The sequence below is a fragment of the Stenotrophomonas sp. GbtcB23 genome (assembly GCF_019091045.1).
GTDB classification, from domain to species: Bacteria; Pseudomonadota; Gammaproteobacteria; order Xanthomonadales; family Xanthomonadaceae; genus Stenotrophomonas; species Stenotrophomonas rhizophila_A.
Genome location: NZ_JAGXKC010000008.1, coordinates 1 through 23,208, shown reverse-complemented (window position 1 = coordinate 23,208; position 23,208 = coordinate 1). Strand labels below are relative to the sequence as shown.

Genomic DNA, 23,208 nt, shown 5'->3' with positions numbered 1-23,208 from the left:
AACCACGATGGAATGTTGCCCATGAGCACCCCTGTTTCCTCCGCCGGCGCCCGTTTCCGCGCCGCGCTGGCCGCCGAATCGCCGCTGCAGGTGATCGGGGCTATCAACGCGAACCACGCACTGCTGGCGCAGCGCGCTGGCTACCGTGCGATCTACCTGTCCGGCGGCGGCGTCGCGGCCGGCTCTCTCGGCCTGCCCGACCTGGGCATCAACACCCTGGAAGATGTGCTGATCGACGTGCGCCGCATCACCGATGTGTGCGACCTGCCGCTGATGGTCGACATCGACACCGGCTTTGGCCCCAGCGCGTTCAACATCGCGCGTACGGTCAAATCGCTGATCAAGGCCGGCGCAGCCGCCTGCCATATCGAAGACCAGGTCGGCGCCAAGCGCTGCGGGCATCGGCCGGGCAAGGAAATCGTCACCCAGGGCGAGATGGTGGACCGGGTCAAGGCAGCCGCCGATGCCAAGACCGATCCGGACTTCTTCCTGATCGCGCGCACCGACGCCATCCAGGTGGACGGCGTGGATGCGGCGATCGAGCGCGCCATCGCCTGCGTGGAGGCCGGTGCCGACGGCATCTTCGCCGAGGCCGCCTACGACCTGGCCACCTACCGCCGCTTCGTGGACGCAGTGAAGGTGCCGGTACTGGCCAACATCACCGAATTCGGAAAGACCCCGCTGTTCAGCCGCGATGAACTGGCCTCGGCCGGCGTGGCCATCCAGCTGTTCCCGCTGTCGGCGTTCCGTGCGGCCAACAAGGCCGCCGAGAACGTGTATGAGACCATTCGCCGCGACGGCCACCAGAAGAACGTGGTGGACAGCATGCAGACGCGCGAGGAACTGTACGACCGTATCGGCTACCACGCCTTCGAGCAGCAGCTCGATGCGCTGTTCGCCGCCAAGAAGTAACGTCGCACCATTGTTTTCTGGAGGGATCATGAGCGAAGCAACCACCGCCCCCGGCTTCAAGCCGAAGAAGTCCGTCGCCCTGTCGGGCACCGCCGCCGGCAACACCGCCCTGTGCACCGTCGGCCGCAGCGGCAACGACCTGCATTACCGCGGCTATGACATCCTGGACCTGGCCAACACCAGCGAGTTCGAGGAAATCGCCCATCTGCTGGTGCACGGCAAGCTGCCCACCCGCGCCGAGCTGGTCGCCTACAAGGCCAAGCTGAAGTCGCTGCGCGGCATCCCGGCCGCGGTCAAGGCCGCGCTGGAAGAACTGCCGCCGTCGGCGCACCCGATGGACGTGATGCGCACCGGCGTTTCCGTGCTGGGCTGCGTGTCGCCGGAGAAGGACGACCACAACCACCCCGGTGCCCGCGACATCGCCGACAAGCTGATGGCTTGCCTGGGCTCGATGCTGCTGTACTGGTACCACTGGAGCCACAACGGCCGCGCGATCGACGTGGAGACCGACGACGATTCCATCGGTGGCCACTTCCTGCACCTGCTGCACGGCGAGAAGCCGCAGGATTCGTGGGTGAAGGCGATGCACACGTCGCTGATCCTGTACGCCGAGCACGAGTTCAACGCCTCGACGTTCACCTGCCGCGTCATCGCCGGCACCGGCAGCGACATGTACAGCTGCATCACCGGCGGCATCGGTGCGCTGCGCGGGCCGAAGCACGGCGGCGCCAATGAAGTGGCGTTCGAAGTGCAGAAGCGCTACGACTCGCCGGACGAAGCCGAGGTCGACATCAAGGCCCGCGTCGAGCGCAAGGAAGTGGTGATCGGCTTCGGCCATCCGGTCTACACCGTCAGTGATCCGCGCAACAACGTGATCAAGGACGTGGCCCGCGAGCTCTCGAGCGAGCAGCAGAACCTGAAGATGTACGACATCGCCGAGCGCCTGGAATCGGTGATGTGGGACATCAAGAAGATGTTCCCCAACCTGGACTGGTTCAGCGCCGTCAGCTACCACATGATGGGCGTGCCGACCGCGATGTTCACCCCGTTGTTCGTGATCGCCCGCACCTCGGGCTGGAGCGCGCACGTGATCGAACAGCGCATCGACGGCAAGATCATCCGCCCCAGCGCCAACTACACCGGCCCGGAAGACCAGGCCTTCGTGCCGATCGACCAGCGCCGCTGAACGAAGGGCCGGCCCACGGGCCGGCCTTTCCGCATTTCCCGCACGGCCCGCCAAACAGAAGCAGCTACCGCCAGCCATGAACACTGATTACCGCAAGACCCTGCCCGGCACCGCGCTGGACTATTTCGATACCCGCGCCGCAGTCGATGCGATTGCCCCGGGTGCCTATGCCACGCTGCCGTACACCTCGCGCGTGCTGGCGGAAAACCTGGTGCGTCGCTGTGACCCGACCACCCTGGAGGCCTCGCTGCGGCAGCTGATCGAGCGCCGCCAGGACCTGGATTTCCCGTGGTACCCGGCCCGCGTGGTGTGCCATGACATCCTCGGCCAGACCGCGCTGGTCGACCTGGCCGGCCTGCGCGACGCCATTGCCGATGCCGGTGGCGATCCGGCCCAGATCAACCCGGTGGTGCCCACCCAGCTGATCGTGGATCACTCGCTGGCGGTGGAATACCCGGGCTTCGACAAGGCCGCGTTCGAGAAGAACCGCGCCGTCGAGGACCGCCGCAACGAAGACCGCTTCCACTTCATCAACTGGACCAAGAAGGCGTTCAAGAACGTCGATGTGATTCCGCCAGGCAACGGGATCATGCACCAGATCAACCTGGAGAAGATGTCGCCGGTGATCCAGGTGCGCGATGGCGTGGCCTTCCCCGATACCTGCGTGGGCACCGACAGCCACACCCCGCACGTGGACGCGCTGGGCGTGATCGCCATCGGCGTGGGCGGCCTGGAAGCGGAGAACGTCATGCTCGGCCGCGCCTCGTGGATGCGTCTGCCGGACATCATTGGTGTCGAGCTGACTGGTCGCCCGCAGCCGGGCATCACCTGTACCGACCTGGTGCTGGCGCTGACCGAGTTCCTGCGCAAGGAGCGCGTGGTGGGGGCGTGGATCGAGTTCTACGGTGAAGGCGCCACCGCGCTGACCATCGGCGACCGCGCCACCATTTCCAACATGACCCCGGAGTTCGGCGCCACGGCGGCGATGTTCTCCATCGACCAGCAGACCCTGGACTACCTGCGCCTGACCGGCCGCGAAGAGGCCCAGGTGCAGCTGGTGGAAACCTACGCCAAGGTGACCGGCCTGTGGTCGGACGACCTGGGCCAGGTGCGCTACGAGCGCGTGCTGAAGTTCGACCTGTCCAGCGTGGTGCGCAACATGGCCGGCCCGTCCAACCCGCACAAGCGCGTGGCCACCAGCGAACTGGCCGCGCGCGGCATTGCCGACGAAGCCAAGCTGGCCTCCGGCAAGCTCGAGCAGGAGCAGGGGCTGATGCCTGACGGCGCGGTGATCATCGCGGCCATTACCAGCTGCACCAACACCAGCAACCCGCGCAACGTGATTGCCGCCGCGTTGCTGGCGCGCAACGCCAACCGTGCCGGGCTGAGCCGCAAGCCGTGGGTGAAGAGCTCGCTGGCGCCCGGTTCCAAGGCCGTCCAGCTGTACCTGGAAGAGGCCGGTCTGATCGGCGACCTCGAACAGATGGGCTTCGGCATCGTCGGGTTTGCCTGCACCACCTGCAACGGCATGAGCGGTGCGCTGGATCCGAAGATCCAGCAGGAAGTGATCGACCGCGATCTGTACGCCACCGCCGTGCTGTCGGGCAACCGCAACTTCGACGGACGCATCCATCCGTATGCCAAGCAGGCGTTCCTGGCCTCGCCGCCGCTGGTGGTGGCCTACGCCATTGCCGGCACGGTGCGCTTCGATATCGAAAAGGATGCGCTGGGCTTCCGCGACGACGGCAGCGCGATCACCCTGAAGGACCTGTGGCCGAGCGATGCCGAGATCGACGCGGTGGTGGCTGCCAGCGTCAAGCCGGAACAGTTCCGCCAGGTCTATGAGCCGATGTTCACCTTCAAGGTCGAACACGGCGCGCCGATCAGCCCGCTGTACGACTGGCGCCCGCAGAGCACCTACATCCGCCGCCCGCCGTACTGGGAGGGCGCGTTGGCCGGCGAGCGCGGGCTGACCGGCATGCGCGCGCTGGCGGTGCTGGGCGACAACATCACCACCGACCACCTGTCGCCGTCCAATGCGATCCTGGCCAGCAGCGCCGCCGGTGAGTACCTGGCGAAGATGGGCCTGCCCGAGGAGGACTTCAATTCCTACGCGACCCACCGCGGCGACCACCTCACCGCGCAGCGTGCCACCTTCGCCAACCCGAAGCTGATCAATGAAATGGCCGTGGTCGATGGCCAGGTCAAGCAGGGTTCGCTGGCGCGCATCGAGCCGGAAGGCAAGGTCACCCGCATGTGGGAGGCGATCGAAACCTATATGGAGCGCAAGCAGCCGTTGATCATCATTGCCGGTGCCGATTACGGCCAGGGCAGCTCGCGCGACTGGGCCGCCAAGGGCGTGCGCCTGGCCGGCGTGGAAGCCATCGCCGCTGAGGGTTTCGAACGCATCCATCGCACCAACCTGATCGGCATGGGCGTACTCCCGCTGGAGTTCAAGCCTGGCGTGAACCGGCTGTCGCTGGGTATCGACGGTACCGAAACCTTCGACGTGGTCGGTGAGCGCGTGCCGCGCGCCGAACTGACCCTGGTGATCAACCGCCGTGACGGCGAACAGCTGCGGGTGCCGGTCACCTGCCGCCTGGACACCGCGGAAGAAGTCTCGATCTACGAAGCGGGCGGGGTATTGCAGCGTTTTGCGCAGGACTTCCTGGAATCCTCGCAGGTGGCGTGAAATCCTGTCGGTCCGACCGAAGCTGAAGGATGAATGGGGGTGCGCTTGCAGCGGTGTGGCTGTAGGCGCACCATCCATGGCAAGAATTGCCATAGGAGGCCCCCATGGCCACGATGAACATCTCGCTCAGTGACCCGCTCAAGCAGTTTGTCGACGAAGAAGTCAGCGAAGGCGGCTACTCCAGTACCTCCGACTACGTGCGTGACCTGATCCGCCAGCGTCAGCGGAGCAAATCGGAAGACCTGCTCCGCAAGTTGGTTGCAGAGGGCCTTGCCTCAGGAACCGCAGAGCTGCTGGAAGCCGATCATTTCAATCGCATGCGAGAGCGGGCCAAGGAGCGCAGCGGGAAATGAAGCCCTCCCGTTGGTATCCACGCGCGCTCCAGGACGCCGACGAGGCGGCCCAGTGGTTTGCCGGCGCAGGCGGAACGGCGCTGGAACTGGCTTTCATCGATGCCCTTCAGGCAGCCGTTGAACTGTTGGAGCGGCACCCGGAAGCAGGCTCGACCCGACACGATGGTGTGCTGGACCTTCCTGAAGGATCGCTGCGCTTCCTTCCCATTCGTCGTTTTGATGACTACCTCATCTACTACATAGCATTGGCCGACCACATCCGTGTCGTCAGGATCTGGAATGCACGTCGCGGCCTTGATGCCTTATTGGATACGCAATGACCTATCTTCCCCAACTCCGCATTCCCGCCACCTACATGCGCGGTGGCACCAGCAAGGGTGTGTTCTTCCGCCAGCAGGACCTGCCTTTTGCCGCGCAGGTCCCAGGTCCGGCGCGTGATGCGCTGCTGATGCGCGTGATCGGTTCGCCCGATCCCTATGGCAAGCACACCGACGGCATGGGCGGGGCGACGTCCAGCACCAGCAAATGCGTGATCATTTCGGCGCCATCGGTGCCCGACCATGATGTGGATTACCTCTACGGGCAGGTCTCCATCGACACCGCGTTCGTGGACTGGAGCGGCAACTGCGGCAACCTCAGCACCGCCGTGGGACCGTTCGCGATCAGCAACGGTTTCATCGATCCGACCCGCGTTCCGCGCAATGGCATCTGCACGGTGCGGATCTGGCAGGCCAACATCGGCAAGACCATCCTGGCCCACGTGCCGATAGTGGACGGGCAGGTGCAGGAGATCGGCGACTTCGAACTGGACGGGGTGACCTTCCCGGCCGCTGAGATCGCGCTGGAGTTCCTCGATCCGTCCGACGATGGCGAAGGCGAGGGCGATTCGATGTTTCCCACCGGCAACCTGGTCGACACGCTGGACGTGCCCGGCGTGGGCCGCTTCCAGGTGACGATGATCACCGCTGGCATTCCCACCATCTTCCTCAACGCGGCGGACCTGGGCTACACCGGTACCGAGCTGCAGCCGGCGATCAACGAGGACAAGGCCGCGCTGGCCCGGTTCGAGGCGATCCGCGCACACGGCGCGGTGCGCATGGGCCTGATCGACAGCATCGACCAGGCTGCCACCCGCCAGCACACGCCCAAGGTTGCGTTCGTCGCCCCGGCGCAGGACTACGTGTCCTCCAGTGGCAGGCAGATCGCGGCGGGCGACATCGACCTGCATGCCCGCGCGCTGTCGATGGGCAAGCTGCACCACGCCATGATGGGCACCGCGGCGGTGGCCATCGGCACGGCTGCCGCCATTCCGGGCACGCTGGTGAACCTGGCGGCTGGCGGGGGCGAGCGCGGCGCGGTGACGTTCGGGCATCCATCGGGAACCCTGCGTGTGGGCGCGGAGGCGGCGCAGGTCGATGGCCAGTGGACCGTGACCAAGGCGATCATGAGTCGCAGCGCACGGGTGCTGATGGAAGGCGCGGTAAGGGTCCCCGCCGGGACCGTCTGACCGCCCGGTACGCGCCACCTGGGACACGCATGGCGTGTCGCTACGCCGATTCGCGCACTGCGTGCATGCCCTGGGTCGCGTAGGGACACGCCATGCGTGTCCAGGCAGCCCGTAACGCCCGGGTGCATAATGAAGCCCTTGTTCAAGGAGCGACATATGGCAACGGTCGGGCGGTGGGGCTGGAAAGGAATCCTGGGGATGGCGCTGGTCGCCGGCCTGGCACTGGGGATCGGCGGCTGCAAGCGCAACGACAGCGGCCAGCTGCCCACGCCGTCGGGCGCGCCGATTGCCGCCAAGGCCGAAGCCGTCAGCGAGTTCACCCTGGTACGCGCCTTCCCCGACCAGAAGAGTGATGGGCTTTCGCTGGCCCTCGAGTTCTCGCGGCCGCTGGTCGGCACCCAGGACTTCGACAAGCTGGTCCGCTTCGGCGAAAAGGTCGGCACCGAGGACAGCAGCTGGACCCTGTCCGACGACGGCAAGACCCTGCGCTACCCGTTCGTCGAGGCGGCCAAGGAGTACACCCTGATCGTCTCGCCGGACCTGCTGGCCGCCGACGGCAGCCGCATCGGCAAGGAGCTGCGCCAGAAGGTCTTCAGTGGCGAGCTCAAGCCGGTGGCTGGCTTCGCCTCGCAGGGCAGCGTGCTGCCGGCGCGCGAAAGCCGCGGCCTGCCGGTGGTGTCGGTCAACGTGAAGGAAGTGGACGTGGAGTTCCTGCGCGTGCGCGACAAGGAACTGTCCAGCTTCTTCAGCCAGTACCAGCGCGGCGGCCGCCGTGGCAGCTGGGAACTGGACAGCGAATACGGCGACAAGACCCCGATGTCGCAGCTGGCCGAGCCGGTCTACGTCAACCGCTTCGTGCTGGGCGGCAAGCAGAACGAGCGCGTGCTGACCTACCTCCCCACCCAGGACATCAAGGAACTGCAGGAGCCGGGCCTGTACTTCGCGGTGATGAAGCGCAGCGGCTCGTTCGACAGCGAGTTCGACACCGCCTTCTTCACCGTCAGCGACATCGGCCTGCACACCCGCGCCTACAAGGACACCCTGTTCGTGCACACCGCCTCGCTGCAGAGCGGCGCGGCGCTGAAGAAGATCGACCTGCGCATCATCGACGCCAAGGGCGAGGTGGTGCTCAAGGGCAGCACCGACGGCAACGGCAACGCGCTGCTCAACTACACCCTGGATGCGGGCCATGTGCTGATTGCCAGCAGTGGTGCGGATACCTCGATGCTGCCGTTCAACCAGCCGGCGCTGGACCTGAGCGAGTTTGCCGTGTCCGGCCGGGACAACGCGTGGTTCGACGTGTTCGCCTGGTCCGGCCGCGATTTGTACCGCCCCGGCGAAACCGTGCGCATTTCCGCGCTGCTGCGCGACAACGACGGTAAGCCGGTCAGCGGCCCTGGCAAGGGCGGGCAGCCGGTGTTCCTGCGCCTGAAGCAGCCTGACGGCAAGACCTTCCGCGAAACCCGCCTGCAACCGGGCGAGCAGGGCTACCTGAGCTTCGAACAGACCATCCCGGTGGAAGCGCCGACCGGGCGCTGGCAGGTGGAGTTCCGCACCAACCCGGCCAGCAAGGAGGCGATCCAGGGCATGACCCTGCGCATCGAGGAGTTCCTGCCCGAGCGCATGAAGCTGGACCTGGACAGTCCGCAGAAGACCCTCAAGCCGGGCGAGCCGCTCAAGCTGCAGGCCGATGCGGCCTACCTGTACGGTGCGCCGGCCGATGGCAACCGCTTCACCGCGCGCCTGGCGGTGGCGGCCGAGCAGTCGCCGGTGGAATCGCTGCCGGGCTACTTCTTCGGCGACCCGACCCTGGAGCTGCCGCGCGAAGCGCGCGATGTGATCGATACCGAGTTCCCCGCCGACGGCACGCTGCGCCAGGACGTGGAGCTGCCGGCCGAGGTCAAGGCCAGCGCGCCGGTGGCGGTGGTGCTGTCGGGCAGCGTGTATGAAACCGGCGGCCGCACGGTCAGCCGCACCCTGAAGCGGGTGCTGTGGCCGGCTCCGGTGCTGGTCGGCGTGCGCCCGCTGTTCAACCCCGAAGACGGCGCCGATGCGAACAGCAACGCGCGCTTTGAAGTCCTGCGCGTGGATGCGGCCGGCAAGCCGCAGCCCGGCAAGGGCCTGAAGGTTACCCTGGTGCGCGAGCTGCGTGATTACCACTGGACCTTCAACGACAACCGTTGGGATTACGACTTCAGCCGCCGCTTCGAGAACAAGGAAAGCCGCACCCTGGACGCCGGCAGCGCGGCGGTGGGCGTGGACTTCCCGGTGGAATGGGGCGAGTACCGCCTGGATGTGTTCGACCCGGCCACCGGGCTGACCAGCCGTTACCCGTTCCACGCCGGCTGGAGCTGGAACGACGAAAACCGCGGCCTGGATGCACGCCCGGACAAGATCAAGCTGGGCCTGGACAAGACCGGCTACAAGGCCGGCGACAAGGTCCGCGTCACCGTCACCCCGCCGCATGCCGGCAAGGGCGTGCTGATGGTTGAAAGCGACAAGATGCTGTACGTGCAGGAGATCGACGCCAAGCCGGGCAGCACCTTCGACATTCCGGTCACCGCCGAGTGGGAGCGCCACGATGTCTACATCACCGCGCTGGTGTTCCGCGGTGGCAGTGCGCCGAGCAAGATCACCCCGGCCCGCGCGGTCGGCGTGGTGCACGTGCCGATGGACCGCAAGGCACGCCAGATCGCGGTCGGCCTGTCCGCGCCCAAGCAGATGCGGCCGGAGCAGACCCTGCCGGTGACGGTGAGCGCGCCGCAGCTGGCGGGCAAGCTGGCGCATGTCACGGTGTCGGCGGTGGACGTGGGCATCCTCAACATCACGCGCTTCCCGGTGCCTGACGCGGCCGGCCACTTCTTCGCCCAGCGTCGCCTTGGCGTGGATGCCTACGACATCTACAGCCGGGTGATCGAAAGCTTCGATGGCAGCAGCGGCAAACTGAAGTTCGGTGGTGACATGGCCTTGGCCGCGTTGCCGCAGGCCAAGCGCCCCACCGCGCGCGTGCAGACCGTGGACCTGTTCTCCGGCCCGGTGAAACTGGATGCCAAGGGCATTGCCCGGATCGCATTGAAGGTGCCGGATTTCAACGGCACCCTGCGCGTCTCCGCGCTGGTCTACGCCGATGACCAGTACGGCAAGCGCGACGTGGAAACCGTGGTGCGTGCACCGATCCTGGCCGAAGCCAGCATGCCGCGCGTGCTGGCCCCGGGCGACCGCAGCACGGTCACCCTGGACGTGCAGAACTTCACCGGCAAACCGGGCGAGTTCAACGTGCAGGTCGATGGGATCGGCCCGCTGACCCTCGGCGAGCCCAGCCGGACGCTCAAGCTCAACGCCGATGCCAAGAGCATGCTCAGCTTCCCGCTGGTGGCGCGCGAGGGCTACACGGTGGCCAAGGTGCGGGTGCGGGTGGAAGGCAACGGCTTCAAGGTCGACCGCCGCTATGACCTGCCGGTACGCGCGGCGTGGCCGCAGGTGCTGCGCGCGCAGACCCGTACGCTGGACCCGCTGGCCGACGTGGAGCTGGGCGCCGGCCTGGCCGATGGCCTGATGAGCGATTCGGTCACCGCGCGCATGCTGGTCAGCGCGCTGCCGCCGATTCCCTTCGCCAGTGCGCTCGACGGTGCGCTGAAGTATCCGTATGGCTGCGCCGAGCAGACCACCAGCAAGGGCTACGCCGCACTGATGCTGGATGAAGCCACCTCGGCCATGCTCGGTGCCGATGGGCTGGATGCCAAGACCCGCCGCGAACGCATGGAAGGCGCGTTCGGCCGCCTGGCGTCGATGCAGGTAGCCAACGGCAACTTCTCGATGTGGGGAGACGACGGCTACGTCAATCCGTGGCTGACCCCGTACATCGCCGAGTTCCTGCTCGATGCCAAGGACGCCGGCTTCGCCGTGCCCGACGGCGTGCTGCAGAAGGCGCTCAACCGGCTCAGCGAGGACCTGCTGTCCGGCGGCAACCAGTTCTACGGCGAGGACCGCCGCGAGAACCTGAAATTCGCCAACCAGGCGTATTCGGGCTACGTGCTGGCGCGGGTCAACCGGGCCCCGCTGGGTACCCTGCGCGCGCTGTACGACAACGAACGCAGCAAGTCGCTCACCGGCCTGTCGCTGGTCCACCTGGGTATCGCGCTGTCGCTGCAGGGTGACCACAAGCGGGGCGATGCGGCCATTGCGGCCGGTTTCGCCAAGCCCAGCAGCGAGCGCCCGCAGTACTTCGGCGATTACGGCAGCGCGGTGCGCGACGATGCGTTGATGATCGCGCTGCTGCACGAGCGCAAGCTGTCCAAGCCGGCCTACGACGCACGCGCGGTGGAACTGGGCCGCGCGCTGGATGCCCGCCGCAACAACGGCTGGATGTGGCTGAGCACGCAGGAACAGGTGGCCATCGCGCGCCTGGGCAAGGCGCTGGCGGCCAACCAGGCCAGGCAGGTATCCGGCGAGCTGGCCGTCGGGAGCGAAGTGGAAGCGATCGCCGCGCGCCGCATGTTCGGCCGCAGTTTCGACTACGCCGCACTGGCCAAGGGCGTGCGGTTCAGCCCCAAGGGCGAGCCGCCGATGTTCTCCAGCCTGGAAGTGGCCGGCATTCCGCGCACCGCGCCGGAACCGGACAGCCGCACCCTTGGCGTGGAACGCAGCTGGTTCACCACCGACGGCAAGCCGTGGACCCCGCGTGCATTGAAGGAAGGCGAAGCACTGATCGTGCGGGTCAGCGTCACCCCGAACGTGGACATGCCCGATGCGCTGCTGACCGACCTGCTGCCGGCCGGGCTGGAGATCGAGAACTTCAACCTGGGCGATGCCAAGCAGTGGGCCGACGTGGTGGTCGATGGACTGCGCGTGGAAGACCGTGGCGAGGCGGCCACGCTGCGCCATGAGGAGTTCCGCGACGACCGCTACGTGGCCGCGCTCAAGCTCTCGCGTGGCAGCACCGCCAAGGTGTTCTACCTGGTGCGTGCGGTCACCCCCGGCACCTACACGGTGCCCCCGCCGCTGGTCGAGGACATGTACCGGCCCGACCTGCGCGGGGTGGGGCGCAGCAACCCGACCACGCTGACGGTGGTCCAGCCGTGACCCAGGGCGGGCCCCGGCCGACGCCGGGGCCCGCGATGCCGGCCGTACTGCAATGACGACCCTTCGCTCCCGACTGCACTGGAACCGCTGGCGTCCCTGGCTGTGGCCGGTGCTGCGCTGGGGCACGGCCGCGCTGCTGGCTCTGCTGCTGGTGCTGGACCTGGCGTTCCCGCCGCCGTTGCCCCGGCAGCGCGATACCAGCACGCTGGTGGTGGCCGGCGACGGCACGCCGCTGCGCGCGTTTGCCGACGCCGATGGCGTGTGGCGTTACCCGGCCTCCGCCAGCAGCGTGTCGCCGCTGTACCTGCAGGCCCTGCTGAACTACGAAGACCGTTGGTTCTGGCGGCACCCCGGGGTCAACCCCTGGGCGCTGCTGCGCGCCGGCAAGCAGTGGCTGCTGGAACGGCGGATCGTGTCCGGTGGCTCCACCCTCACCATGCAGGTGGCCCGCATCCTCGACCCGCACACGCGCACCCCGTGGGGCAAGGCCAAGCAGCTGCTGCGCGCGGTGCAGCTGGAACTGCACCTGGACAAGGCGCAGATCCTGGCGTTGTACCTCGAGCGCGCACCCTACGGCGGCACCATCGAAGGCGTGGAAGCGGCCAGCTGGGCGTACCTGGGCAAGCCGGCAGCGCAGCTGTCGCATGCCGAAGCCGCGCTGCTGGCGGTGTTGCCGCAGTCGCCCAGCCGGCTGCGCCCGGACCGCCACCCGGAGGCGGCACAGGCTGCGCGCGACAAGGTGCTTGAGCGCATGGTGGCGCTCGGGGTATGGACACGCGAGGAAGTGGACGACGCCCGTATCGAAGCGGTGGTGACCCGCGCGCTGCAGCCGCCGCTGCATGCGGCGCTGCTGGCACAGCGCCTGCATGCCGCGCAGCCGCGCGCCGCGCGCATCCAGAGCACGCTGGACAGCGGGCTGCAGCGCACCCTGGAAGAGCGCGTGGCGTCGTATTTCTCGCAGCTGCCCGAACGCACCTCGGCGGCCCTGCTGGTGGTGGACAACCGCACGCTGGAGGCGCGCGCCTACGTCGGGTCGGTGGCGTTCGGTGACAGACAGCGGCTGGGTCACGTGGACATGGTCCAGGCCTGGCGTTCGCCGGGCTCCACGCTCAAGCCGTTCCTGTATGGCATGGCCATCGACGACGGCCTGATCCATTCCGAAAGCCTGATGGTGGATGCGCCGCAGAGTTTTGCCGGGTATCGCCCCGGCAACTTCGATGCAGCGTTCAATGGCCCGGTGAGCGCCGCTACCGCGTTGCGGTTGTCGCTCAACGTACCGGCGGTGGACCTGCTGGACCGGGTCGGGTCGGCACGTTTCGCCGCACGCCTGTCGCATGCCGGCATCACCCTGCGCTTCCCGCACGGCAGCGCGCCGAACCTGTCGCTGATCCTGGGCGGCACCGGTGCGCGGCTGGAGGATCTGGTTGGCACGTTTGCCGCGTTCAACCGCAACGGCATCGCCGGCCGCGTGCGCTACACGCCCGGTGATGCCGTGATCGAACGGCGGCTGATGTCACCGGGCGCCGCATGGATCACCCGCGAAGTACTTGAATCCAACCCGCGCCCGGGCTATGGCGCCGGTACGTTCGACGTGACCGGGCGCCCGCGCGTGGCCTGGAAAACCGGCACCAGCTACGGCTATCGCGATGCCTGGGCGATCGGCACCACCCGCCACTACACCGTGGGCGTGTGGGTGGGGCGACCGGACGGCACGCCGTTGCCGGGCCAGTACGGCGCGGTGACCGCATTGCCGCTGATGTTCGAAGTGGTGGACAGCCTGCCGCGCCAGCGCGGTGACGCCTCCGCCGCGCCACTGCCCGCCAACGTCACCCAGGCCGAGGTATGCTGGCCGACCGGCGAGCGCGCCGAGGCCACGCCGCCGGCACTGTGTCAGCGACGCCTGCAGGCCTACCTGCTCGATGATGTGGTACCGCCCACGTTCGCCGAACGCGATGCGCGGCTGTGGCAGGCAGGGCGACAGGCCTTCGACGTGGACGCACGCACCGGCCTGCGGCTGTCACCGGAATGCAGCGAACCGCACGAGGCCCAGCGCCGTGAAATAGCGCGGTGGCCGGCGCTGGTGTCGCCGTGGCTGCCACTGGCCCAGCGCCAGGCCGCGCAGCTGCCGGCGCTGTCGCCGGATTGCCGCGATGATGGCCGCAGCAGTGCGGGCAGCCTGCATATCGAGGGCCTCAACGACCGCGCAACGCTCGCACGCGCTCCCAATGCCGAACACGGTGTGCGCCTGCAGCTGCGTGCGCTGGGCAGTGAGCACGCGGTGGACTGGTTGCTGGATGACCGCTGGATCGCGCGCAGCGAAGGCGCGCGCAGCTTCCAGCGGGATTTCGACGAAGCCGGCGAGCACACCCTCACCGCGCTCGCCGCCGATGGTGCCTGGACCCAGGTGCGGTTCCGGATCCTCCGGTAACCGTCATTCCCGGGGGTAGACGGCCAATACCGAACAGCCGGGGCGGGCGAAGCGTGGGGTGTGGGCGCGTTGATCGCCGCCCTCGCCGTCGTTGACCAGGCCATTGTCGGCCATGACGATGCGGTCGCCCGGGTTGCCGCAGATCAACCCGTTCTGGAAACCGGACTGGAAGTCCACGGCGGTGGCGCCCTCCAGGATGCTGCAGCTGCTGCCCAGCTCCAGGTGGTAGTAGCGATGACCGCCGTTCTTGTTCGGATTGGTTTCCACCACCACGCCCTTGGGATCTTCGCTCCAGCCGCGCACGTTGCGGGTGGCGAAGCAGAACTCGGGCGAACCCTGGAAGGCCTGGGCCCGGCTGCTGCGCGCTGATCTGGCCGTCACATTGACTGTCGGCAGGGTCGCCGCGTACTGGCGGCTGCTCTCGCGGGCGGCTTCGGCGAAGCTGCGGTTGTCCATCAGCCCGACCGCCGCCACCGCGCAGGTGCGGCCGTCGACCACCAGGCGCTCACCGGCACTGCCACAGGCCCAGCCATCGGGTGCGTCCAGCCGGACCTGTTCGGCCTCGTTAACTCCGGGGCAGGCATCGGTGAACTCCAGCCGATAGGGCTGGCCATTGGCGCCCAGCACGGCGATGGCCGCAGGGGTGGCCTGCTCGACCTGGCGCACACCGCGTGCATCCAGGCAGTGCGGGGAAGGCGGCGAGCGCTCGCCCGCCGCGGGGGCGGGCTGCGCGAAGGCCCCGGCAGAAGCCAGCAGGGCAAGCACAAGCGGGGCAGAACGGCGGGCAATGGTCACGATGCATTCCATGCAAGGAGGACGTGGGCGACCTTACCACCGTGCCATGGCCGACGCATTGCCGATTCATTGCACGGTACCGACCAACGGTCGGCACCTACCGATCATGCATGCGTATCTGGTAGGTACCGACCGTTGGTCGGTACGGCGATCATTCGCCGATCCAACCCTCGAGCAGGTCCGCGAACTCATCGGCGTGTTCTTCTTCCTGCGCCAGGATTTCCTCGAGGATCCGCTTGGTGGTGGTGTCCTTGTCGCCCACGAAGTTGATCATTTCCCGATAGCTGTCGATGGCGATGCGTTCGGCGATCAGGTTCTCGCGGACCATGTCGCGAAGGTCCTTGCCTTCCTTGTACTCGGCATGGGAGCGTCGGGTCAGCGTGTCGGGGTTGAGGTCGGGTTCGCCGCCCAGCTGCACGATGCGCTCGGCCAGCTTGCCGGCATGCGCCTGTTCCTGCTGCGCGTGCTCGAGGAATTCGCCCTTGACCGCATCGGCCAGCATGCCCTTGGCCATGAAGTAATGGCGGTAGTAGCGCAGCACGCACACGTATTCGGTGGCAAGCGCATCGTTGAGCAGCTTGATCACCGCTTCGCGGTCGGCGGTGTAGCTGTCGGTAATGGCGCCATCTTCGATGTCCTTGCGGGCCTTGGCGCGCAGGGTGGCCGTGTCGCTGATGCCCGGCGGACGGCTGGCGGGCTGGGGCGTGCTGTCGTTGGAGGAGGGTTTCGGGTGCTGCTTGGCTGGCTTTGACATGGCTGGCCGGGTTCCTTTGTTGCGGGAGGGGGATCAGCTGGGCAGGTGCTCCAGCACGTACTGCGCCGAAGAGACCTCGAACTTGCCGGGCTCTTCGATGAAGGTGTTGCGGACCACGCCGTCTTCCACGTACAGCGCGAAGCGGCGCGAGCGCATGCCCATGCCGGAACTGCTGGCATCCAGTTCCAGGCCGAGCGCGCGGGTGAAATCGCCGTTGCCATCGGACAGCAGCTGCAGCCCGTCGGGGACCTGCTGGCTTTCGCCCCAGGCCTTCATCACGAACGGGTCGTTGACCGCCATGCAGAACACGTCGATGCCGCGGTGGCGGAAATCGGCGAAATGCTCGACATAACCGGGCAGGTGGCGGGCCGAGCAGGTCGGGGTAAACGCGCCGGGCACCGCGAACAGCACCGCCTTGCGGCCATCGAACAGGGCATGGGTGTCCAGCGTCTCCATGCCCTCGCGGATGCGCTTGAGGGTGACTTCGGGAATGCGGTCGCCAACGTGGATGGTCATGGGAGCTCCTGGGTCAAGGGCAGGGTAGTGAGGGGCGTGGGAGGGCGGCGTCAAAACGTTGAAACAAGCCTGTTCATTCCCATATCGACCGTAGCCGACGCCCGTGGCGACTGCATTGCGCAGGATCATTCGTTCGATCACGGCAGCGGGGCGGCCAGCCGCTAGAATTGCCGGCATGGCCCCCGCCGGCGCGGGCGGCCGAACTTATTCGAGGTGTATGGATGGAATTCAAGGATTACTACGCCACGCTGGGTGTGGAACCCAGCGCGGGCGATGCCGAAATCAAGACCGCCTACCGCCGGCTGGCGCGCAAGTACCACCCGGACGTGAGCAAGGAAACCGGCGCGGAAGAGAAGTTCAAGGCGGTCAACGAGGCCTATGAGGCGCTGCGCGATCCGCAGAAGCGCGCGGCCTATGACCAGCTCAAGGCCCAGGGCTACCGGCCGGGCGAGGAGTTCCATGCCCCGCCGAACTATGGCGGCGCCCAGGGCTTCGATTTCGAGGAAGTGTTCGGCGGCGGCGCCGGTGGCGGTGGCTTCAGCGACTTCTTCGAAAGCCTGTTCGCCCGCCAGCGCGGCGGCGGCGGGGCTGGCCGCGCCAGTGGCTTTGGCGGCGCCGGCGCCGGCCCGCAGCCGGTCCGCGACACCCGCGCCAAGCTGTCGGTACCGCTGGAAGCGGCCTACGGCGGTGACAGTCTGCGCATTACCGTCAACGGCAAGCAGCTGGACGTGCGCGTGCCCAAGGGCATCCGTCCGGGCCAGGTGATCCGGCTGACCGGGCAGGGCACCAACGGCGGCAACCTGCTGCTGGAAGTGGAATACGCCGCGCATCCGCAGTTCGAGGTCGACGGCCGCAACATCCTGTACACGCTGGATGTCACCCCGTGGCAGGCCGCGCTGGGCACGTCGATCAGCGTCCCCACGCTGGGCGGTGCGGTCGAGCTCAAGGTGCCGGCCGGCTCGGATGCCGGGCGCAAGTTGCGCCTGCGTGGCCGCGGCCTGCCGGGCAACCCGGACGGCGACCAGATCGTGGAAATCGAGATCATCGCCCCGGTGCCGACCGATGAGGCGCAGAAGAAGGCCTACAAGGCGCTGGCCAAGGCGTTCGGCGAAAAGATCTAGCCGGCGTACCGACCAGCGGTCGGTATCCACAACGGGTAGGTACCGACCGTTGGTCGGTACGCACTCACATCATGCCGAAGGCGGCTGCTGCCCGCTGAAGACCCGTTCCAGCACTTCGGACAGCTCGTCTTCGGAGAACGGCTTGGTGATGTAGGCCTTGGCACCCTGGCGCATGCCCCACATGCGGTCGGTGTCCTGGTCCTTGGTGGTCACCAGGATCACGGGAATGTGCTTGGTGGTGGCATCGCGCGCAAGGGTGCGGGTGGCCTGGAACCCGTTGAGGTTGGGCATCACCACATCCATCAGGACCAGGTCGGGCAGCTCGGCCTTGGCCACTTCCACCCCGTCGGCGCCATCCACGGCGGTCAACGTCTCGTGCCCCAGCTTCTCGACGATGCGTTTGATTGCGACCTGCTGCAACTGTGAATCGTCGACGATCAGAATGCGTGCCATGTTGTTCCCCAAGTGATGCCCGCAGTGTAGGGCCGCGCCCGTGTCAGAGAGAAGCGTCCGCCGCGCCGTCCGTCGCCCAGCTGCAACGCTCAGTCGATCCGCACCACGGTGCGGCCCAGCGCGCCGCCGGCCAGCATCCGCTCGAACGCGGCCGGCAATGCGTCCAAGGCGATCTCGCCAGTGCAGATCGCGTCCAGGTGGCGCGGCTTCCAGTCGCCGCCCAGTCGCTCCCAGACCAGCTCGCGCAGCGCACGCGGGGCCGAAGACGACGACACGCCCAGCAGCGACACGCCGCGGATGATGAAGGGCATCACCGTCATGTCCAGCGCCGGACTGGCGGCCAGGCCCGCGCTGACCACGCTGCCGTAGGGCACGGTCTGGGCCAGCAGGCCGGCCAGCATCGGCCCGCCGGCATTGTCCAGGCCACCCCCGAAGCGGGCGGACGCCATCGGCTTGTCCGTGGCCAGGCTGTCGCGCGGCAGCACCTCGCGCGCGCCCAGCCCCCGCAGGTAATCGGCCTGATCGGCCTTGCCGCTGATCGCGTGCACCTCGAACCCGGCCCGGCTGAAGATATCCACCGCGAGCGAACCGACCCCGCCGGTCGCACCGGTCACCGCCAGCGGGCCGTGGGCCGGGGTGAGCCGGTTGTCGAGCATCCGGAGCAGAGCCAGCGCCGCGGTGAAACCGGCGGTGCCGATCACCATTGCTTCGCGCGCGCCCAGGCCGGCGGGGCGTGCGATGACCGCGCTGGACGCCAGCCGGACATACTGGCTGTAACCGCCATCGCGGGTCTCGCTGAGCCCGCAGCCGGTGGCCAGCACCGCATCGCCCTCGCGCCAGGCCGGGTCGGTCGAGGCCACCACCGTGCCGGCCACGTCGATCCCGCCCACCAGCGGGAAGCGGCGCAGGATGCGCCCCTTGCCGGTGCCGGCCAGGGCATCCTTGTAGTTCACCGACGACCAGTCGGCGCGCACCACCACCTCGCCCGGGTTGAGCTGGGCCAGGCCGATCGGCTCCAGGCCGCTGTGGTGGCCCTGCTCGTCCTGGTGGATGCGGAAGGCGGTGAACCGCTCGGGGATCGCCATGGGGGGGGCCTGCAGAATGGGGGGCTCCACCTTACCGTGATGAATCGCGCCCTGCGCCGGGTTGCCCCTTCCAATCCTGTCGGTCAGCCCCATCTAGTAGAATCGGACAGGATTGAACGGTTGACGGTGCGGGACTGGCCCGCAGGCAACCTTTACTGATGGAGCGTGCATGGCCTGGAATACACCCGGCGGCAACAAGGGCGGACAGGGTTCCGACGAGAATCGACGAGGGCCGTTTGGTCCGCGCGGTGGCGGCGGTGGTGGTGGTTGGGGCGGGTTGCCCGGACCGCTCAAGGACCTGTTCGATGGCGGCATCCTGCGTTGGGTGGCGGTGGCGGTGGTCCTGCTGCTGTTGTTCTCCAGCTTCCAGCTGATCGGCGAACAGCAACGCGGCGTGGTGCTGCGCTTCGGCCAGTTCTCGCGCATCCTGCAGCCCGGCCCGAACTTCAAGCTGCCCTGGCCGATCGAGTCGGTGACCAAGGTCAACGCGACCCAGATCAAAACCTTCAGCAGCGAAGTGCCGGTGCTGACCCGCGACGAGAACATCGTGCGCGTGTCGCTCAACGTGCAGTACCGCATCGACGATCCGCGCCTGTACCTGTTCGGCTCGGTGTCGGCCGACCAGGTGCTGGAGCAGTCCGCGCAGAGCGCGGTGCGCGAGCAGGTCGGCCGTGCCGACCTCAACGCCGTCCTCAACAACCGTGGCCCGCTGGCCGTGGTCGCGCAGGAACGCCTGCAGGCCGCGCTCAAGGCCTACCGTACCGGTCTGGTCGTGACCGGGCTCACCCTGCCCGATGCCCGTCCGCCGGAAGAGGTCAAGCCGGCCTTCGACGAGGTCAACGGTGCCCAGCAGGTCAAGGAACGCCTGATCAACGAAGCCCAGGCCTACGCGGCCAAGGTCGTGCCCGAAGCCCGTGGCCAGGCCTCGCGCGCCCGCACCACCGCCGAAGGCTTCAAGCAGGCCGTGGTGGCCCGCGCGCAGGGTGACGCCGAGCGCTTCAGCCTGCTGCAGGCCCAGTACAAGGACGCCCCGGAAGTCACCCGCAAGCGCCTGTGGCTGGAAACCGTCGAGAAGGTGCTGGCCGAGAACCGCAAGGTCATCGGCGGCGATGGCCGCCAGCTGATCTACGTGCCCATGCCCGACAACCGTGCCGGCGCTGCCGCCGGCACCAGTGGCACCCCGCTGGTGACCCCGGAAGTGATGATGCCGTCGCTGCCGGCCAGCACTCCGGTTGACGGCGTGCGCAACGCCGAGCGCCCGACCACGCGCCCGACCACCCGACCGACCGGTAGCGAAGGAGCCATCCGATGAAGAGTCCGCTTTGGATTGGCCTGGCCGTTGCTGTCCTGCTGGGCCTGCTGGGTTCGGTGTTCGTGGTCCGTGAGGACCAGACCGCCATGGTGCTGAACCTGGGCAAGGTGGTCCGTGCCGACATCAAGCCGGGCCTGCACTTCAAGCTGCCGCTGGTGGAAACGGTGCGCGTGTTCGACCGTCGCTTCCAGGTGCTGGCCACCGCCCCGGCGCGTTACTTCACCGCCGAGCAGAAGGACGTCAGCGTCGACTTCTTCGCCATTGGCTACATCTCCGACGTGCGCGCCTACTACCGCGCCACCGGCGGCGATGCCAGCGTGGCCGATGCCCGCCTGGCGCCGATCATCACCGACTCGCTGCGCAACCAGATCAACTCGCGTTCGTTGCAGCAGCTGGTCTCCGGCGACCGCAGCGAATTGATTGCCGGCCAGCTGACCGGCATCAACGAGGCAGTCAAGGGCCTGGGCATGCAGATCATCGACCTGCGCATCAAGCAGATCGACCTGCCGACCGACAGCCAGGTGATCAATGACGTCTACGAGCGCATGCGCGCCCAGCGCAAGCAGGAAGCGGCCAAGCTGCGGGCCGAGGGTGAAGAGCAGTCGCTCACCATCCGTGCCCAGGCCGACCGCGAAAGCACCGTGATCGTGGCCGAAGCCGAGCGCGACGCCCAGCGCCTGCGTGGTGCCGGCGACGCCGAAGCGGCCCGGATCTACGGCCAGGCCGGCTCGGCCGATCCGTCGTTCTTCTCGTTCTACCGCAGCCTGGAGGCGTACCGGAACTCCATGACCGACGGCAACGGGGTGATCGTGCTGGACAAGAACGACCCGTTCCTGCAGTACATGAAGAACGACCGCTGACCGTCGGTTGAATCCGCCCCCCTTCGGGGTGGCGGTCGACCCCGGAAACCCGGATAATGCACAAAAGCCGGACGGGTCTCCCCGTTCGGCTTTTTCCGTGTCTGGGCCTGCCTGCGCCGACCGCTCCCCGATTGGAGCCGTCACTTCCGCGCCGGCCGGCCCTGCTACGGTTTACCCGTCCGCGGCCCCGATGGCCGCAACAATTCGAGGAGCCCGTCATGGGTCAGTCTGTCGTAGTGCTTGGTGCCCAGTGGGGCGATGAAGGCAAGGGCAAGATCGTCGATCTGCTCACCGAGGAAATCGGTGCCGTAGTGCGTTTCCAGGGCGGCCACAATGCCGGCCACACCCTTGTCATCAATGGCAAGAAGACCGTACTGCACCTGATCCCGTCGGGCATCCTGCGTGAAGACGCGCTGTGCCTGATCGGCAACGGCGTGGTGATTTCGCCGGCCGCGCTGCAGAAGGAAATCGCCGAGCTGGAAACCTCCGGCGTGGAAGTGCGTTCGCGCCTGAAGATCTCCCCGGCCGCGCCGCTGATCATGCCGTACCACATCGCCCTGGACCAGGCGCGCGAACGCGCCGCCGGCGGCAAGGCGATCGGCACCACCGGCCGTGGCATCGGCCCGGCCTATGAAGACAAGGTGGCGCGTCGCGGCATCCGCATCGCCGACCTGCATTACCCGGCCCAGCTCGAAGAACTCCTGCGCACCGCGCTGGATTACCACAACTTCGTGCTGACCAATTACCTCAAGACCGACGCGGTCGACTTCCAGAAGACCTATGACGAAGCACTGGCCTTCGGCGAGTACGTCCAGCCGATGAAGTCCGACGTGGCCGGCATCCTGCACGACCTGCGCAAGCAGGGTAAGCGCGTGCTGTTTGAAGGTGCGCAGGGCGCGCTGCTGGACATCGACCACGGCACCTACCCGTACGTCACCAGCTCCAACACCACCGTGGGCGGTGCGCTGGCCGGTGCCGGCGTCGGCGCCGATGCGATCGACTACGTGCTGGGCATTGCCAAGGCGTATGCCACCCGCGTCGGCGGCGGTCCGTTCCCGACCGAGCTGGACGACGAGATCGGCCAGGGCATCCGCGACCGCGGTGCCGAATACGGCGCCTCGACCGGCCGTCCGCGTCGTTGCGGCTGGATGGACATCGTCGCGCTCAAGCGCGCCGTGGCCATCAACGGCATCAGCGGCCTGTGCATCACCAAGCTGGACGTGCTGGACGGCATGGAAAAGCTGAAGGTCTGCATTGCCTACGAATACCGTGGCAAGCGCACCGAATACGCACCGCTGGACGCGCAGGGCTGGGAAGAGTGCACCCCGGTGTACCTGGAATTCCCGGGCTGGAACGAGAACACCCACGGCATCACCGAGTGGGACAAGCTGCCCGCGGCCGCGCGTGCCTACCTGCGTGCCCTGGAAGAGCTGGCCGGTTGCCCGATCAGCATCGTCTCCACCGGCCCGGACCGCGACCACACCATGGTCCTGCAGGACCCGTTCGCCTGATCCAGGCGCCCGGCCACGCCAGACATCATCCGGCGTAGTGCCAGGCCCTGCCTGGCAACCAGAAGCCCCGCGAAAGCGGGGCTTCTGCGTTTTACTTGGCGCACTTGAACATACCCATATTGGGCATTAATATGCCCAATATGGGTAACAAGGCCACCTCCGTCACAGCTCCACCGCCACGCTCCGGCTTGGCCGATGCCCTTTTCACCCAAACCCAGCAACGAATCCTGGGCTTGATTTTCGGTCAACCCAATCGGGACTTTGCCGTCTCGGAACTGATTACAGCTACCGGAGGTGGCTCCGGCGCCGTCCAGCGTGAACTCGCAAAGCTCACCGCTGCAGGTCTGCTGACCGTCCGTCGCTCGGGAAATCAGAAGCGCTATCAGGCCAACCCTGACGCGCCCATCTACCACGAGCTCGTCTCGATGATCCGCAAGACCGTCGGATTGGCTGGTCCACTTATAGACGCGTTGCTTCCCATCGCAGACGACATCCTCGTTGCTTTCGTATACGGTTCCGTCGCCAAGCAGAGCGACACTGCACGAAGCGATATCGATCTGATGATCGTATCCGACGCAGTGGGGTACGCGGATGTCATGCAGCACTTGCGGACACCGCAGCAAGCGCCCGGGCGCCCGATC

18 protein-coding genes are annotated in these 23,208 nt (G+C 67.3%); 13 read left to right on the top strand and 5 right to left on the bottom strand.

From position 1 onward, the window contains the following. Nucleotides 1–12: 12 nt before the first annotated feature. From prpB to pbpC, 8 genes are all read left to right on the top strand, one after another. Nucleotides 13–912, top strand: a complete 900-nt coding sequence (gene prpB, locus KVS69_RS05175) for a methylisocitrate lyase (protein ID WP_068853669.1) — start codon at nt 13–15, stop codon at nt 910–912. Nucleotides 913–940: 28 nt separating this feature from the next. Further along, complete coding sequence (gene prpC / locus KVS69_RS05170) at nt 941–2,098, top strand: 2-methylcitrate synthase (RefSeq protein WP_217537388.1); 1,158 nt, start codon at nt 941–943, stop codon at nt 2,096–2,098. Nucleotides 2,099–2,174: 76 nt separating this feature from the next. Continuing rightward, complete coding sequence (acnD, locus tag KVS69_RS05165) at nt 2,175–4,790, top strand: Fe/S-dependent 2-methylisocitrate dehydratase AcnD (RefSeq protein WP_217537387.1); 2,616 nt, start codon at nt 2,175–2,177, stop codon at nt 4,788–4,790. Nucleotides 4,791–4,894: 104 nt separating this feature from the next. Further along, nucleotides 4,895–5,143, top strand: a complete 249-nt coding sequence (locus KVS69_RS05160; RefSeq protein ID WP_217537386.1) for a type II toxin-antitoxin system ParD family antitoxin — start codon at nt 4,895–4,897, stop codon at nt 5,141–5,143. After that, on the top strand, nt 5,140–5,463 hold the full coding sequence (locus KVS69_RS05155; protein WP_095364394.1) for a type II toxin-antitoxin system RelE/ParE family toxin: 324 nt from the start codon (nt 5,140–5,142) through the stop codon (nt 5,461–5,463). Before KVS69_RS05160 ends, KVS69_RS05155 begins: the two co-directional genes overlap by 4 nt. Further along, nucleotides 5,460–6,650, top strand: a complete 1,191-nt coding sequence (prpF, locus tag KVS69_RS05150) for a 2-methylaconitate cis-trans isomerase PrpF (protein WP_217537385.1) — start codon at nt 5,460–5,462, stop codon at nt 6,648–6,650. Before KVS69_RS05155 ends, prpF begins: the two co-directional genes overlap by 4 nt. 156 nt (nt 6,651–6,806) lie before the next feature. Next, nucleotides 6,807–11,732, top strand: a complete 4,926-nt coding sequence (locus KVS69_RS05145) for an alpha-2-macroglobulin (RefSeq protein WP_217537384.1) — start codon at nt 6,807–6,809, stop codon at nt 11,730–11,732. A gap of 52 nt (nt 11,733–11,784) precedes the next feature. Continuing rightward, on the top strand, nt 11,785–14,160 hold the full coding sequence (gene pbpC, locus KVS69_RS05140) for a penicillin-binding protein 1C (protein WP_217537383.1): 2,376 nt from the start codon (nt 11,785–11,787) through the stop codon (nt 14,158–14,160). 3 nt (nt 14,161–14,163) lie between these two features. On the opposite strand, the gene KVS69_RS05135 is transcribed toward pbpC, so the two are convergent. From KVS69_RS05135 to KVS69_RS05125, 3 genes are all read right to left on the bottom strand, one after another. Then, nucleotides 14,164–14,955, bottom strand: a complete 792-nt coding sequence (locus KVS69_RS05135; protein WP_345776791.1) for a hypothetical protein — start codon at nt 14,953–14,955, stop codon at nt 14,164–14,166. Between the two features lie 151 nt (nt 14,956–15,106). Continuing rightward, nucleotides 15,107–15,709: a ferritin-like domain-containing protein gene (locus tag KVS69_RS05130; RefSeq protein WP_068853662.1), complete on the bottom strand. Its 603-nt coding sequence runs from the start codon at nt 15,707–15,709 to the stop codon at nt 15,107–15,109. Nucleotides 15,710–15,742: 33 nt separating this feature from the next. Next, entirely contained in the window at nt 15,743–16,225 is a 483-nt protein-coding gene (locus tag KVS69_RS05125; RefSeq protein WP_068853661.1) for a peroxiredoxin, read from the bottom strand. A gap of 221 nt (nt 16,226–16,446) precedes the next feature. On the opposite strand from KVS69_RS05125, the gene KVS69_RS05120 reads away from it, so the two are divergent. Next, nucleotides 16,447–17,346 carry a DnaJ C-terminal domain-containing protein gene (locus KVS69_RS05120; protein WP_093532859.1) on the top strand — a complete coding sequence of 300 codons (900 nt, stop codon included), beginning with the start codon at nt 16,447–16,449 and terminating at the stop codon, nt 17,344–17,346. Nucleotides 17,347–17,415: 69 nt separating this feature from the next. On the opposite strand, the gene pilH is transcribed toward KVS69_RS05120, so the two are convergent. Both pilH and KVS69_RS05110 read right to left on the bottom strand, forming a co-directional pair. After that, nucleotides 17,416–17,799: a twitching motility response regulator PilH gene (pilH, locus tag KVS69_RS05115; RefSeq protein WP_068853659.1), complete on the bottom strand. Its 384-nt coding sequence runs from the start codon at nt 17,797–17,799 to the stop codon at nt 17,416–17,418. An 89-nt stretch (nt 17,800–17,888) separates the two neighbouring features. After that, nucleotides 17,889–18,884, bottom strand: coding sequence for a YhdH/YhfP family quinone oxidoreductase (locus KVS69_RS05110; RefSeq protein ID WP_217537382.1), 996 nt, complete (start codon nt 18,882–18,884; stop codon nt 17,889–17,891). A 169-nt stretch (nt 18,885–19,053) separates the two neighbouring features. Here KVS69_RS05110 and hflK point away from each other — a divergent pair, with 169 nt between their 5' ends. From hflK to KVS69_RS05090, 4 genes are all read left to right on the top strand, one after another. Continuing rightward, on the top strand, nt 19,054–20,196 hold the full coding sequence (hflK, locus tag KVS69_RS05105; RefSeq protein ID WP_093532861.1) for an FtsH protease activity modulator HflK: 1,143 nt from the start codon (nt 19,054–19,056) through the stop codon (nt 20,194–20,196). After that, nucleotides 20,193–21,056, top strand: a complete 864-nt coding sequence (locus tag KVS69_RS05100; protein WP_093532862.1) for a protease modulator HflC — start codon at nt 20,193–20,195, stop codon at nt 21,054–21,056. The genes hflK and KVS69_RS05100 overlap by 4 nt, the downstream gene beginning before the upstream one ends. Before the next feature lie 218 nt (nt 21,057–21,274). Continuing rightward, nucleotides 21,275–22,567, top strand: coding sequence for an adenylosuccinate synthase (locus KVS69_RS05095; protein WP_068853655.1), 1,293 nt, complete (start codon nt 21,275–21,277; stop codon nt 22,565–22,567). A 188-nt stretch (nt 22,568–22,755) separates the two neighbouring features. Beyond that, on the top strand, nt 22,756–23,208 hold a 453-nt coding region (locus KVS69_RS05090), incomplete at its 3' end, for a transcriptional regulator (protein WP_254622038.1).

What these genes read in the sequence shown, in the direction of transcription:
- prpB (WP_068853669.1), top strand. Translation starts at nt 13, where the DNA reads ATGTTGCCCATGAGCACCCCTGTTTCCTCCGCCGGCGCCCGTTTCCGC.
- prpC (WP_217537388.1), top strand. Translation starts at nt 941, where the DNA reads ATGAGCGAAGCAACCACCGCCCCCGGCTTCAAGCCGAAGAAGTCCGTC.
- acnD (WP_217537387.1), top strand. Translation starts at nt 2,175, where the DNA reads ATGAACACTGATTACCGCAAGACCCTGCCCGGCACCGCGCTGGACTAT.
- KVS69_RS05160 (WP_217537386.1), top strand. Translation starts at nt 4,895, where the DNA reads ATGGCCACGATGAACATCTCGCTCAGTGACCCGCTCAAGCAGTTTGTC.
- KVS69_RS05155 (WP_095364394.1), top strand. Translation starts at nt 5,140, where the DNA reads ATGAAGCCCTCCCGTTGGTATCCACGCGCGCTCCAGGACGCCGACGAG.
- prpF (WP_217537385.1), top strand. Translation starts at nt 5,460, where the DNA reads ATGACCTATCTTCCCCAACTCCGCATTCCCGCCACCTACATGCGCGGT.
- KVS69_RS05145 (WP_217537384.1), top strand. Translation starts at nt 6,807, where the DNA reads ATGGCAACGGTCGGGCGGTGGGGCTGGAAAGGAATCCTGGGGATGGCG.
- pbpC (WP_217537383.1), top strand. Translation starts at nt 11,785, where the DNA reads ATGACGACCCTTCGCTCCCGACTGCACTGGAACCGCTGGCGTCCCTGG.
- KVS69_RS05130 (WP_068853662.1), bottom strand. Translation starts at nt 15,709, where the DNA reads ATGTCAAAGCCAGCCAAGCAGCACCCGAAACCCTCCTCCAACGACAGC.
- KVS69_RS05125 (WP_068853661.1), bottom strand. Translation starts at nt 16,225, where the DNA reads ATGACCATCCACGTTGGCGACCGCATTCCCGAAGTCACCCTCAAGCGC.
- KVS69_RS05120 (WP_093532859.1), top strand. Translation starts at nt 16,447, where the DNA reads ATGGAATTCAAGGATTACTACGCCACGCTGGGTGTGGAACCCAGCGCG.
- pilH (WP_068853659.1), bottom strand. Translation starts at nt 17,799, where the DNA reads ATGGCACGCATTCTGATCGTCGACGATTCACAGTTGCAGCAGGTCGCA.
- KVS69_RS05110 (WP_217537382.1), bottom strand. Translation starts at nt 18,884, where the DNA reads ATGGCGATCCCCGAGCGGTTCACCGCCTTCCGCATCCACCAGGACGAG.
- hflK (WP_093532861.1), top strand. Translation starts at nt 19,054, where the DNA reads ATGGCCTGGAATACACCCGGCGGCAACAAGGGCGGACAGGGTTCCGAC.
- KVS69_RS05100 (WP_093532862.1), top strand. Translation starts at nt 20,193, where the DNA reads ATGAAGAGTCCGCTTTGGATTGGCCTGGCCGTTGCTGTCCTGCTGGGC.
- KVS69_RS05095 (WP_068853655.1), top strand. Translation starts at nt 21,275, where the DNA reads ATGGGTCAGTCTGTCGTAGTGCTTGGTGCCCAGTGGGGCGATGAAGGC.